13 protein-coding genes are annotated in these 12,890 nt (G+C 60.0%); 7 read left to right on the top strand and 6 right to left on the bottom strand.

Translation table 11 applies throughout. The features are described from left to right. Positions 1-25: 25 nt before the first annotated feature. Entirely contained in the window at positions 26-862 is an 837-nt protein-coding gene (locus tag ACZ0AZ_RS24980) for an AraC family transcriptional regulator (RefSeq protein ID WP_039763191.1), read from the bottom strand. A gap of 1,028 nt (positions 863-1,890) precedes the next feature. Between ACZ0AZ_RS24980 and ACZ0AZ_RS24975 the strand changes: the two genes are divergently transcribed. Continuing rightward, positions 1,891-2,190 carry a hypothetical protein gene (locus tag ACZ0AZ_RS24975; protein ID WP_039763483.1) on the top strand — a complete coding sequence of 100 codons (300 nt, stop codon included), beginning with the start codon at positions 1,891-1,893 and terminating at the stop codon, positions 2,188-2,190. A 79-nt stretch (positions 2,191-2,269) separates the two neighbouring features. Here the strand turns inward: ACZ0AZ_RS24975 and ACZ0AZ_RS24970 are convergent, their stop codons facing one another. From ACZ0AZ_RS24970 to ACZ0AZ_RS24960, 3 genes are read right to left on the bottom strand one after another with little or no spacing between them, the layout of a single operon-like run. Continuing rightward, positions 2,270-3,508: a nucleoside permease gene (locus tag ACZ0AZ_RS24970; protein WP_130000025.1), complete on the bottom strand. Its 1,239-nt coding sequence runs from the start codon at positions 3,506-3,508 to the stop codon at positions 2,270-2,272. A 42-nt stretch (positions 3,509-3,550) separates the two neighbouring features. After that, positions 3,551-4,633 carry a sugar phosphate isomerase/epimerase family protein gene (locus tag ACZ0AZ_RS24965; protein ID WP_463538385.1) on the bottom strand — a complete coding sequence of 361 codons (1,083 nt, stop codon included), beginning with the start codon at positions 4,631-4,633 and terminating at the stop codon, positions 3,551-3,553. Further along, positions 4,623-5,813, bottom strand: coding sequence for a Gfo/Idh/MocA family protein (locus tag ACZ0AZ_RS24960; RefSeq protein WP_463570630.1), 1,191 nt, complete (start codon positions 5,811-5,813; stop codon positions 4,623-4,625). The genes ACZ0AZ_RS24965 and ACZ0AZ_RS24960 overlap by 11 nt, the downstream gene beginning before the upstream one ends. A gap of 178 nt (positions 5,814-5,991) precedes the next feature. Here ACZ0AZ_RS24960 and ACZ0AZ_RS24955 point away from each other — a divergent pair, with 178 nt between their 5' ends. Continuing rightward, positions 5,992-7,005 carry a LacI family DNA-binding transcriptional regulator gene (locus tag ACZ0AZ_RS24955; protein ID WP_463538383.1) on the top strand — a complete coding sequence of 338 codons (1,014 nt, stop codon included), beginning with the start codon at positions 5,992-5,994 and terminating at the stop codon, positions 7,003-7,005. A gap of 5 nt (positions 7,006-7,010) precedes the next feature. Here ACZ0AZ_RS24955 and ACZ0AZ_RS24950 read toward each other — a convergent pair whose 3' ends face one another. Further along, a complete protein-coding gene (locus ACZ0AZ_RS24950) occupies positions 7,011-9,392 on the bottom strand; it encodes a DUF3772 domain-containing protein (RefSeq protein WP_463538382.1) in 2,382 nt (793 codons plus the stop codon). A gap of 165 nt (positions 9,393-9,557) precedes the next feature. On the opposite strand from ACZ0AZ_RS24950, the gene ACZ0AZ_RS24945 reads away from it, so the two are divergent. From ACZ0AZ_RS24945 to ACZ0AZ_RS24925, 5 genes are all read left to right on the top strand, one after another. After that, complete coding sequence (locus ACZ0AZ_RS24945) at positions 9,558-10,067, top strand: CinA family protein (protein ID WP_310408501.1); 510 nt, start codon at positions 9,558-9,560, stop codon at positions 10,065-10,067. Beyond that, on the top strand, positions 10,064-10,582 hold the full coding sequence (locus ACZ0AZ_RS24940) for a hypothetical protein (RefSeq protein WP_039763181.1): 519 nt from the start codon (positions 10,064-10,066) through the stop codon (positions 10,580-10,582). Before ACZ0AZ_RS24945 ends, ACZ0AZ_RS24940 begins: the two co-directional genes overlap by 4 nt. A gap of 7 nt (positions 10,583-10,589) precedes the next feature. After that, entirely contained in the window at positions 10,590-11,045 is a 456-nt protein-coding gene (locus tag ACZ0AZ_RS24935; RefSeq protein ID WP_039763179.1) for a DUF421 domain-containing protein, read from the top strand. A gap of 86 nt (positions 11,046-11,131) precedes the next feature. After that, complete coding sequence (locus tag ACZ0AZ_RS24930) at positions 11,132-11,359, top strand: PLD nuclease N-terminal domain-containing protein (protein WP_024012535.1); 228 nt, start codon at positions 11,132-11,134, stop codon at positions 11,357-11,359. 38 nt (positions 11,360-11,397) lie between these two features. Next, on the top strand, positions 11,398-11,535 hold the full coding sequence (locus ACZ0AZ_RS24925) for a hypothetical protein (protein ID WP_165368439.1): 138 nt from the start codon (positions 11,398-11,400) through the stop codon (positions 11,533-11,535). Positions 11,536-11,664: 129 nt separating this feature from the next. Here ACZ0AZ_RS24925 and ACZ0AZ_RS24920 read toward each other — a convergent pair whose 3' ends face one another. Then, complete coding sequence (locus ACZ0AZ_RS24920; RefSeq protein ID WP_039763177.1) at positions 11,665-12,885, bottom strand: MFS transporter; 1,221 nt, start codon at positions 12,883-12,885, stop codon at positions 11,665-11,667. Positions 12,886-12,890: the final 5 nt, after the last annotated feature.

Raw genomic sequence — 12,890 nt, 5'->3', positions numbered from 1 at the left:
CACCATGATCGTCAGCGGGCGGGCCTCAGTCTGGAAGATTTGAGCAGCGTCTGCGGTAGTCCGCCGGGGTCAGTTGATAGGCGCGGCGGAACCAGCGACCGAGGTGACTCTGGTCGGCGAAACCAAGCACGCTGGCCACCTGCGCTGGCGTCTCGCCGCGCGCGAGCAATTGCCGCGCCTTGGCCAGGCGCAGTTGGATCAGGTAGGCGTGGGGAGCGAGACCGAAAGCGGCTTTGAAGGCGCGGGTCAGGCGAAAACGATCGACGCCACAGGCTTGCGCAAGGTCGTCGAGGCCGATGTCTTCATAGGTGTGGGCATGCAGATAGTCCCGCGCGACCTGCGCAACCAGTGGCAGGCGCGGATCGAAGTCCTGACGCTTGCGCCAGTCGAGATGGCGGGTGAGGGACGCCAGCAGGCCATCCAGCGCAGTCTGCCGGACGATGCGCAGATCGCCGTCATGTAACGCGTGGAAGGCTTGCACGATCGCCGCCGACAGGCGCGGATCGTGGCTCAGGGTGTCGGCAAAGCCTGGCTGACTGTCGGCGGGCGCCTCTTCGAACAGCGCGTGCAGTTCGCGCTCCAGCCAGTGCGGATCGAGATACAGCATGGAGTAGGTAAAGCCATCCTCCGTCGGCGCATGGCCGTCGTGGATTTCACCCGGCTCGAGCAGAAACACGTGCCCCGGCGTACTGCGATGACGCACCCGGCGGCAGTTGAATTGCTGGACGCCTTGCTCGGTCACTCCGACGAGAAAACTGTCATGCCAGTGTGGATCGTAGGCATGCCCACGGAAATGCGCACGAATCGACTCGATCCCGGTATCGACATCCTGGGAGAGAGAGATCCAGTTGCGTTTGTCCATGGGAGGACTCCATAGGGCGGTTGAGCAGGGGCGTTTCCAAAATACCGCGTGGAGGAGGAGAGTGTTTAGAAGATTTGTGCAGGTGCGCAGGAGGGATCGCGTCAGGCAATGTGCCTTGGATGGGACCAGAAAACGCAGACGAAAAAAAACCGCCTTCGCGGGGCGGTTTTTCATGCCTCGGTTTGGAACCGAGGCCGTGTGCATCACTAGCCACACCAACATGTCCGCGCATGGTATTGAGTTTCTCCCGTCAGTGCAACGAAGGTTTAGCGTGGTGTGCGAGGTTTTTTCGGAACGTCCAGCGCATGAAACTGAATTCAGGTCTGTCAATAAACATTGTCAGAAATACGATTTTACAAAGGTTCTGTCGTAGCCGCAGAATAACCTTGGCTACTCGGGTTTTCTCTTCTGATTTCTGCGTTAAGATGCCCGCGCTCATCTTGTTGGTAGAGCAGTGAGGTTTGGCTGGGGGCGCAAAAGGTTTTACGCCCTCTGACGCGGATTCGCACCCGCGCCGGAATGATGTCTCGGAGGGATTTCAACCGGCCGCCTCGCTAGCTACACCAACATGTAGGCTGAAGGCACGCATGGTCCGGTAAGTTTGCTGGAGGTTTGGCCGCCAGCCCTGGAGGCCAAAACGTATGAAGCTTTTGCTGCGTACGCTGAGCCTTGTATGGAGATTGTTGAAAGCCTTGCGCTTTTACGAGTTCCTGCGAGATCACTTTGACGACTTGAAATAAGGTCGTCTAAGTGGGAAAAGACCCGTTTCGGTTTCGACTGATACGGGTCTTTTTTTTTGTGTGAATAATACTGTCAAAAATGAGATTGTCAGTTTTATGCTTTCCACTTTGTAGGGCGTTTCGCTTGGTGACGTAAGCAATAGCATAAAGATCAATCCAATAGCGGCTCATGCTCGACCATCTATTGATTGCGTCAATAACAACCATTAAGTCAATGAAGTTCTCATATCCATGGTGCGGCGTAAGATCGGCTCCATACCCAACTACTGCAACTCGGAGCACATCATCATGAAACGCCAGACTATCCTCGGTATCGCTTTCTCGGTTTTTGCACTGAATGCCTTCGCCGCCACCGAAACCGACCCGCTGTTCAGTGATGCGGTCGCGGCCGCCACTCAAACAGACCGCTTGTTCAGCGACGCGGTAGCCGCCACCGAAACCGACCCGCTGTTCAGCGATGCAGTCGCTGCGACCGAAACTGACCCACTGTTCAGCGATGCAGTAGCCTCTGATGGCTCCGATCATCTGCAAGGCAATCGGGTCGCCGAAGGTGGCGCTGACCGTCTGCTCGAACGTCGCACCGCTTGAGCGCAACGATGATCATCGATAACGAATGCCGCCTCAACCACAGGCGGCATTCGTTCTATTCACGCTTTACAACTCTGCTCTAAACCGCACTCGGCAGCACGGCCTTGTCGCGATCGCGGCTCTTGAATGTCGCCCAGAAGCACAGCAATACCACCACGGAAAAACCGGCGGGGAACAGCCAGATGCTTCTCCAGTCATGCCCCGCGCTTGATGTGAAGTGATCGGTAATCCGTCCCGCAATCCAGAACCCAATCAACATGCCCAACCCGTATGTGGCCAAGGTGATCAAACCTTGCGCCGAGCTGCGGAAGCGTTCCGGTGCCTTGGCATCGGTGTAGATTTGCCCGGACACGAAGAAGAAGTCATAGCACACGCCATGCAGGGCAATGCCGATCAGCAACATGAATGCCTGATCGTCGTTATTGCCGAAGGCAAACAGCACGTAGCGCAACGCCCAGGCAGCCATGCCGACCAGGAGTGCGATCTTGATGCCGAAGCGATGGATGAACAGCGGCAACAGCAACATGAACAGCACTTCCGACACCTGACCGATCGCCATCTTCGCCGTCGGGTTGGTCACGCCGATCTCGGCCAGAAACGGATTGGCATTCTGGTAATAGAACGCCAGCGGAATGCAGATCAGGATCGAGGCAAGGAAGAACACCAGATAGCTGCGATCCTTGAGCAAACCAAACGCATCCACGCCGAGCATCTGCTTGAGGCTTGATGAGCCCGCTGCGGTTTTCAGCGGCGCAGTGTTCGGCAGACTGAAGCTGTAAAGCCCCAACAGCAGCGACGCGACGGCGGACATCAGGAACGTATTGCGCAAGCCTCCGGCCGCGATGCTTTGCTGCGAATCCCAGGCGAACACGAAGCTGATCACCACGCCAGCGACAATCCAGCCCACCGTGCCCCACACGCGAATGCGTGAGAACTCCAGGGCCGGGTCTTTGATCTGGCGGAACGCCACGGCGTTGACCAGTGCCAGTGTCGGCATGTAGACCATCATGTAGGCAAGCACGTAGGGATAGAACGCGCTGAAATCCGCCGCGCGATAAAGCTGATAGAGCAACACCGCGCCGAGCAGATGCAGCACCGCCAGAATACGTTCGGCATTGAAGAAACGGTCGGCGATCAGCCCAATGACAAAGGGTGCCAGAATCGCGCCCCAGGACTGCGTGGCGAAGGCCATGCCGACCTGACCACCACTGGCGGCCAGCGTTGTCGCGAGAAAAGTACCGAGGGTGACGAACCAGCCACCCCAGATGAAAAACTGCAAAAACATCATCACGCTGAGTCGCGCATTCATTACGTTCATTTCAGATCACCGTATTGTTTTTATGTCGGTAACGCGGATGAATCAGTCGTCAGTCAGGCCGAGCAAGCGCCGGTTGGAAGCGGCGTCAGCGCTGACCCCGGCGAAATCGTCGAAAGCCTTGGCGGTCTTGCGGATCATGTGCCGCTCGATGAACGCCGCGCCTTCCGCCGCGCCCTGTGCGGAGTCTTTCAGGCAGCACTCCCACTCCAGCACGGCCCAGCCGTTGAAGTCGTATTGGCACAATTTGCTGAAGATCGATTTGAAATCGATCTGGCCGTCGCCCAGCGAGCGAAAGCGTCCGGGACGCTCGACCCAACCCTGATAACCGCCGTAGACGCCGGAGCGCGCATCGGGGCGGAACTCGGCATCCTTGACGTGGAACATGCGGATGCGTTGGTGGTAACGATCGATGAAGCCGAGGTAGTCCATTTGCTGCAGCAGCAGATGACTCGGGTCATACAGAATTGCGGCACGAGGGTGGTGGTTCACCGCTTCGAGAAACTGCTCGAACGACGCGCCGTCATGCAAGTCTTCGCCGGGATGGATTTCGTAGCACAGATCAACGCCTGCCTCTTCGAAGCAGTCGAGAATCGGCAGCCAGCGCTTGCCCAGTTCGGCGAAACCTTGCTCGACCAAGCCAGCCGGACGTTGCGGCCATGGGTAGACGTAGGGCCAGAGCAGGGCGCCGGAGAAGGTCGCGTGGGCTGTAAGTCCCAAACGCTGGCTGGCACGGGCGGCCAGTTTCAACTGTTCGATGGCCCACTCGGTGCGCTCCTGCGGCTTGCCGCGCAGTACTGGCGGGGCGAAGTCGTCGAACAAGCTGTCAAACGCCGGATGCACCGCGACCAATTGTCCTTGCAGGTGCGTCGACAGCTCACTGATTACCACGCCGGCGCGGGCGCAGACAGCGATCAGCTCGTCGCAGTAATCCTGGCTCTCAGCGGCGCGCTGCAGATCGATGAAGCGTGTGCCGAGGGTCGGTACCTGGATGGCTTTGTAGCCTTGCGAGGCCGCCCATTCGGCGATGTTGGCGAGCGAGTCGAAAGGCGCTTCGTCAGCGATGAACTGCGCGAGGAAGATACCGGGGCCTTTCAAACCTGCGGCGTTCTGCTGATTACTGTTCATTGTGCGGGGCTCCTGTCAGTTGGCCGGGGATCTCGCTCCACTTCTCGTTGCCAAGATGATTGGCGATGGCGGTTTCGATAAACGCCATGCCGCGCAGGCCGGTTTCAATGCCCGGAACGCCCGGCGCTTGATGTCCCTCAGTGCCTTGTAGAATCGCTTCGGCGAGGGCGCCGTACAGATTGGCCATGGCTTCCAGATAACCTTCGGGATGCCCGGCGGGCAGGCGCATGCGCTGGGTTGCGGCGGCGCACAGCCACGGTTGTCCGACGCCGGAACGCAGAACGCGCATCGGCTCGTCCAATGGTCGATGAATCAGGCTGGCCGGTTCTTCCTGCCGCCATTCAAGTCCACCCTTGTCCCCGTAGACGCGAATCTTCAGCGGGTTCTCTTCACCGGCGCAGACCTGGCTGGCAAGCAATACACCACTGGCGCCGTCGCTCATTTTGAATAGCATCGCCACATCGTCATCCAGTTGCCGACCCTCGACATGCGAGCCGAGCATCGCGCTGATGAACTGGATCGATTGGCCGGCAACGAACTCCGCCAGAGAAAACGCATGAGTGCCGATATCGCCGATGCAGCCGCCGATCCCGGATTGTGTCGGGTCGTCGCGCCAGCCGGCCTGCTTGTTGCCTTGCCCGGCGACGTCGCTGCTGAGCCAGCCTTGCGGGTATTCGACGAGGACTTTGCGCACGCGCCCGAGCACGCCGCTGGCGACCATTTCGCGAGCCTGCCAGACCATCGCGTAGCCGAGGTAGGTGTGTGCCAGCCCGTAAATTCGCTGGCTGTTGATGACCACCGAGTGCAGCGCCTGTACCTCGGCGAGGTTCAGCGCCGCGGGCTTCTCGCTGAACACATGAAAACCGGTACTCAACGCTTCGCGGGCAATCGGTGCGTGCAGATGATTGGGGGTGACGATGACCAGCAGTTGCATGCGCTGCTCGGCGGGCAGGGCGGCCTCGCGGGCGAGCAGGGTTTGCCAGTCGTCATAACAACGCTCGGCAGCAACACCCAAGGCCGCAGCGGTGCGCTGATTATTCTCCAAGTCCCGGCTAAACGCGCCACAGACCAGTTCGAAGCGTCCGTCGAGGCCGGCGGCTTGCCGGTGGGCACGGGCGATGAAGGAGCCTTCACCGCCGCCGACGAAACCCATTCTTATTTTTTTTGCGGCAGCGTACATGGCAGTCGTCTCGGTAGCTTGATGCAAGTTTGATAATGATGTAACCGGTTACATCGTGGGCGAAATCTAGGCCTGAATTAGCCGAGTGTCAAATGCCAACGGATGATCGACAGCGTTTCGATCGCTCGTCGCCTGCGGTAAGCTCCGCGCCTGATCGGCATGAATCAACGAGGTGGTTTTGTCCAATATCCGCGAAGTGGCTCGGCTGGCCGGCGTTTCCGTGGCGACGGTGTCTCGTACGTTGAAATCGCCCGAGCGCGTCCTCGCGCCAACCCGTGAGCGCGTCATGGCCGCCGTGGAGCAGGCCGGCTATCGGCCGAATCTGATGGCCGTGCAGTTCCGCTCGCGGCGTACCGGCAATCTGGTGATTCTGGTGCCGACCATCGCCAACACCTTTTTTGCCCGGGTCATCAGCGGCGCCCAGCAAGCGGCGCAGGCCGCCGGCTATCGCTTGCTGCTCTGCGACACCCAGGGCCGGGAAGAACTGGAGCGGCAATTTGCCGAACTGGTGTACGCCTATCAGGCCGACGGGGTGATCCAATTGCGCGCCTACGACCCGTTCGAACACGCTCCGGTCGAAGCCGATCTACCGCCCATCGTCAACGCCTGCGAAGTGATCAAGGCCGGGCGTTATCCGACCATCAGCCTCGACAACGTCGGCGCTGCCAAAGCCATGACCGATCACCTGATTGCATTGGGACACAGACGCATCGGCCTGATCAAAGGCTCGAAAAACAGCCCGCTGACCCGCGATCGCTTGGCAGGCTACGAAGCGGCATTGCGCGAGGCCGGGATTGCTTTCGACGAAACACTTATCTGCCATGGCAATTTCAGCCTTGAGGCTGGCTTTGCAGGCGCGGAAAAGATGCTCGCATTGGCCGAGCGGCCGAGCGCGCTGTTCTGTGAAAACGATGAAATGGCCATCGGTGCGCTCAAGCGCATCCGCCAAGCGGGACTGCGTGTGCCCGAGGACATTTCACTGGTCGGTTTCGACGACATTCCCATGGCTGCCTACTGCGATCCGCCGCTGACTACTATTTCGCAACCGGCCGAAGTCTTCGGGACCAAAGCGGTCGAGATGCTGATTGCCCTGATCGAAAAACAGCCGCTGTCAGAAAGGCATGTCGTTCTGCCGTTCGAGCTGACGCCACGCAGCAGTACGGCCAGCGTCGACAACTCGGGCAAGCGGTAGCCGAATCACGCCGCTGGCGGTTTCGCCAGCGCAATGCCCGCCGCGCCCAAGCGCTTGAGCACTTCGAACAACAGATCACTTTTGGTCAGTCCTACGATCCTCGGGCTACCGACATAACCGGTGACCGTGAGGGTTATTCCGTCCGGCGACAACTTGCTGAAGCGCACGAACGGCGCCGGTTTATCGAGGATGGTTTCGTTCTCGTGATACGCATCCAGCAGCAGCTGTTTGACCTGCTCAGGATCGATATCCAGCGGAAACACCAGCTCCAGCGATGCCACGCCCTGAGCACTGCCGCCGAGGGTAACGTTGCGCAGGTTTTGCGAGATCAGCTGCGAGTTGGGCACGATCACGATCGAGCGGTCGCTGAGCTGGATTTCCGTGGCGCGCACGTTGATGCGGCGGATGTCGCCCTCGACGCCGCTGATGCTGATCAGGTCGCCGACCTTCACCGGGCGCTCGGTGAGCAGGATCAGGCCGGAGACGAAATTCTTGACGATCTCCTGCAAACCAAAGCCAATGCCCACCGACAGCGCACTGACGATCCACGCCAGGTTCGTCCACTGCACACCCAGCGACGACAGTGTCAGCAGAATCACAAAGGCGTAGCCGATATTGGAAAACAGCGTGCTCAGCGATGCGCACATGCCCGGGTCCATGTCGGTCTTGGGCAGGAACTCGTTGTCGAGCCAGCGGCTCAATGCACGGATCAGCCAGATGCCAATCAGCAGTGCCAGCAGCGCGTTGAGCAGATGCGCCGGGACGATATTCAGCTTGCGCAAACCGGCGCCGCCGAGGGTCGACATGATATTGGTGATCAGTTGGCCGAACGTGGTGCCGATGCCGCCGACAAACAATGAAATCAGCGCCATCAACATCAATCCGGCGCGGCTGAAGCCGGACAACAGGATCGACGTCTGCTCAAGGCGCCGATCGCTGACGCCGAGCAATTGCTTGAGCGCCTGGCCGCTCGCGTGCTTCGGCGAAAACAGGTGCTCACAGGCGTCCTTGACCAACTGAATCAGCAAGTAAAACCCCGACAACACGATATAGCCCCACACCAGCTCATAACTGATGAACCGCGCCAACGATACATATCCCGCCAGCAAGGCGATGGCCGAGGCAAACATCGAGAGGCTGGCGACGCTGTAGATCAGCCCGGCGAACACGCTGTTCGTCGCCGAGGGGTCATTGGCCGCGACCAGCGCCTTGCGCACTTTGCCGACGCGCAACAGCATCGTGCCGATGATCGCCAGTACCACCAGCGAAATCACCCCGCGCCCGGCCATAACGATATTGCTGCTCATGCCTGTGGCATTGGCGACTTGCACCAGCGTCACCAGCACCAGCAAGGTACAGGCAAGAATCCGCGGATAAGGCTTGAGCGCCATCGCCACCGGATCGGCAATCGCCGGCAGGCGCCACGACGGATGTTCGGTCGACAGCAATGCGCGGCTGAGCCCGGTGATCAGCACGCAGGCGTACACGACTTTTTCGAACTCTTCGGAAAACGTCTCCAGCACTGGCGGCAGGGCGTCGTGGCGGGTACAGGCGTAGAACAGCAGTTTCAGGGCGATGGCGGTGGTTATGAACGTCGCGATGGCTGACGCGAAGGCCAAGGCACTGCGCCGCAGTCGGCCCTCCGCCACGCGATGAATGCAGAACCAGGTCAGCCCGCGCTCAGCCAGACGCCGGCCGAACGTCCAGATCAGCAGGGCCAGCAGCACCAGCACGCAGGTGAAGAAACGCTCGCCCGGCGCCCAGACCGTGGCCCAGACGTCACCGACCTGTGCCACGAACAGGCGTAGCCGCTGGCGGTCGTCCTCGCTTGGACTGACCAGCGGCGCCCAGAAGTGCGGACTCAATACGCTACGGGTGCTCAGGGTCAGTTCACTTTCCAGCAGGGTGCGGCGGATGCCGGCGATCTGCGTGATCAGGTCGGCGGCATTCTGTTTCAGTGCGGCGAGGCTTTTCAGCGTGCCGTCGACTTTGCTTTTCTGCTCCGCCAGCGTCGCCCGCTGCGCGACGATATCGGCTTGCTCGGCGGCCACCTCCGCGTCGGGCGCTGTGCCGAGCACACCCAGTTGCACTGCCAGTTGCGCCTGTTGTGGCAACAGCGCCGCCGACAATCGGTCGACATCGAGAATGAACGCCTGCACCCGGTCCTGCGGGCCTTCGAGCTGGTTGTAATTGTTCGCTGCCGAAATCTGCTGCTTGAGCCCGTCGAGGCGTTGTTGCAGGGCTTGCAGATCGCTTTGCGAAATCACCGGCAGCGGCGCTGCGCTTGAGTTCGCCGGCGCCGCAAGGTCGGCCGCCCACAGTGCAGCGCTGCCCGGCATCAGCAGCAGCAACAGAATCAAAAACAACGACTTGGATGAACAGCGCATGGGGGCGGCAGGCTCGAGTTGATCGCACAGTCTATGAGGGTAGGTGATCGCGCCGAATGGGGCGGAAAACTTTCCGGGAAAAGGCCTTTGGCACGCTCAGCAGATCCAGCGGAATGATCAGCGCAACGCATGGTCAACCGGCAACAAAGGCTTCGAGAGCACACCATGTCCATTGCCAAGGAAACGATTGAATATCTGCGTCACCATTCACTGATGATCACCACCGCTGAGTCCTGTACGGCGGGAGAAATCGTCATGCTTTTATCGGAAGTGCCCGGCAGCGGCGAGTTGATCGAATGCGGCTATGTGGTCTACTCGCCGCAGGCCAAGCAGCGCTTGCTCCACGTCAGCCCGGCGACCATGGAAACCTTCAATCTGACCAGCGTCGAAGTCGCCAGTGAAATGGCGATCGGCGCTCTGCGCGACAGCACCGCCAACGTCGCGGTCGCCACCACCGGCATTCTCGGCCCCGACGACATGGATGGGATAAAAGCCGGAACCGTGTGTTTCGCCTGGGCGTTCCAGTTCGATGACGGACATTTTCTGTTCAGCACTCAGCAGTGGTTTCCCGGCTCGCGCAGCGAAGTGCAGACCCGCGCTTCGGAGTTCGCCTTGCAGCAGATGGCGGTTTTCCATCGTCGCGCTTTGCAGGGTGAAGGGCGGTGGAGCCGATGAAGCCTGACGCTGAGCATCCCGATTTAAAGAGCCGACAATTCCCGGTGCAGGAGGACATGGCCTATCAGTTGAAGGTCTGGCGCTTTGAGCACATCGGTTGGTATCTGCTGGTTGCGTGCATGCTGCTCGGCCTGTTGGGCCTGTTTTCCCGTGGCGTGCTCAGTTCGCAGGACGCCCGCAGCGACGACGGCAAAGTCCAGGTTGAATACGAGATGTTCCATCGCAACGGCTCGACCAACCCATTGAAACTCAGCGTGCACACGACGCCTGAAGCCACTGTCGAACTGGACATCGGCGGCGAGCTGCTCGATGGCTTCAGCATTGAAACGATGCAGCCGGCGCCGGTGCGTATGCGCAGCTCAGCGCAGGGCATGCGCTTGTGGTTGCAGGCGGACGCGCAGGGCCAGGCGACGCTGTACCTGACCCTGCGCGGCGACGGATTGGGCCTGTTTCGCAGCCATATCCGCGCGCCGGGCTCGAGCGAAGTCAGGCTCACTCAATTCATTTATCCATAGGTGACCCATGGACTCGGTGTTGCGCGCACTCGCGATGTATCTGGCACTGATGGTGCTGTTCAAAATTGCCGGCCGGCGGTCGCTGGCCGAGCTGACGACGTTTGATTTCGTGCTGCTGATGATCATCGGTGAAGCCACCCAGCAGGCCTTGCTGGGCGACGATTTCTCCCTGACCAATGCGTTTCTGGTGATCATCACCCTGATCGCCATCGACGTTGGGTTTTCCTTGCTCAAGCAGCGTTCCGGGTGGGTCTCGCGATTGATCGATGGCGAGCCGACAATCATCGTCGAGAACGGCAAGCTGCTGCATCGACGTCTGCGTCATGCGCGCCTGGTCGAGGCGGATGTCATGGAGGCGGCGCGCTCCAGCCAAGGCATTGAAACCATCGACCAGATCAAATTCGCGATCATTGAGCGCAACGGCAAGATTTCCGTGATCCGCCAGGATCCGGAAGGTGGCTGAACCCTTGGCGCCGGTCGCGGGCAATTTTTTTGAACGCTGAAAATCCCGCGTAGCCCAATGCTTACCAGTCATTGGAGGATTGCGAAATGAACGAGGCAGCGAGTTATTTTTCCATCGCCGTGGCGGTGATCATTCTGCTGGTCGACCTGTGGGCGATTGTCAGCGTGTTTCGCAGCAACAAGAGTGTTGGCGTCAAAGCCGCTTGGGCGATCGGTCTGATCGTGTTCCCGGTGCTCGGCCTGATCGTGTGGGGCATCGCCGGCCCGCGCGGTGTCAAGGAAGGGCCTTCGTCGCCAGAGCACAGCAAGGGCTGAGCATTGATGCAACCTGACCACTGTTTAAGGAGATCGTCATGAAAAAAATATGTGTATGCCTGGGCTTCTGCTCGATGTTTCTGTTGCATGGCTGTTTCGATTCGAACAAGGCGACCAGCCAGGACGAAGACAAGAGCAAGGCATCGGTGCAAATGCAGCAGAAGAAGGCAGATTAGCCCGGTAAGGTTCCCAGGGTTATTGGCACACGGCGCCGCTTTTCTTCGAACAGACTCGCTTCCACCTTTCGCAAATCCTGTGGGAGCGAGCCTGCTCGCGAAGGCTTTCGATAGTGAACAGCCAGCGCCTCACGCGTCAGTCCATTCCAGCCATGCCCAATAAGCCATAGCCGCAGCACTGATAGTCGCACCCAGCAGACAAACGCCAACCCAGCCAAAGTGCGCATAGGTGTACGTCGCCGCGATCGCGCCCAGGCCACTGCCCATCGAGTAAAAACACATATACGCACCGACCAGTCGGCTTTGCGCATCGGGTCGTGCGGCAAAGATCAGACTTTGATTGGTGACCTGCACCGCTTGGACGGCGAAGTCGAGCAGGACTACGCCCACAGCCATCGCCAACAGCGAGCGCTCGACAAACGCGATGGGCAACCACGACAGGGTCAACAGTGCCAAGGCGATGCCGGTAGTGCGATTGCCCAAACCGCGATCGGCAAGGCGTCCGGCCCGTGCGGCGGCAAGTGCGCCCGCCACCCCGGCCAGGCCGAACAGGCCGATCTGCGTATGCGAGAGCGACAGTGGCGGCGCGCTGAGCGGCAGCACCATAGACGTCCACAACACGCTGAATGCAGCAAAGACGAGCAGCGCGAACATGCCTCGGATCCGCAATACGCGCTCAGTCATAAACAACTGGAAGACCGAACGCAGCAATTGCCAGTAATTGCCCTGTGCGGGCGGTTTCGCCGAAGCGGGCAGGGTGCGCGACAACATGATCGCAACACCGATCATCATCATTGCCGAGACGAAATAGACGCTGCGCCAGCCCGCCACGTCGGCAACTACGCCGGAGACGAAACGCGCCAGCAGGATGCCAAGCACCACGCCGCTGGTGACGGTGCCCACGGCTGCACCGCGCTGATCCGGGCTCGCGAGGCTGGCGGTGCAGGCGACCACCACTTGCACGACAACCGCTAACAAGCCTACCAACACCATGGCTGCGAGCAGCATGCCCCAGCTTTCGGCGAAGCCGACTGCGCACAGCGCCACCGCCGACAAAAGCAACTGGCTGATGATGAGCTTCTTGCGATCGAGCAAATCACCCAGCGGCACGATGAACAACAGGCCGACGGCATACCCGGCTTGGGTGGCGGTCACTACAACGCCGATGGCACCAGACGAAACGCCCAGGCTGACCGCCATGGATTCGAGCAACGGCTGGGCGAAGTAAACGTTGGCCACCGCCATGGCGCAGGTGATCGCAAAAAGGAAAGTCTGTAAGCGACTCAAACCAGCCGACGAGGTGTGAGCCGCATCGTCTGGATCGAGCAGGGTTTGCGTGGGGCAGGGCATCCTTG

The sequence above is a fragment of the Pseudomonas sp. AC239 genome (assembly GCF_979258545.1).
The sequence above is the reverse complement of the archived record's forward strand: the minus strand, read 5'-3'. Positions and strand labels throughout refer to the sequence as shown.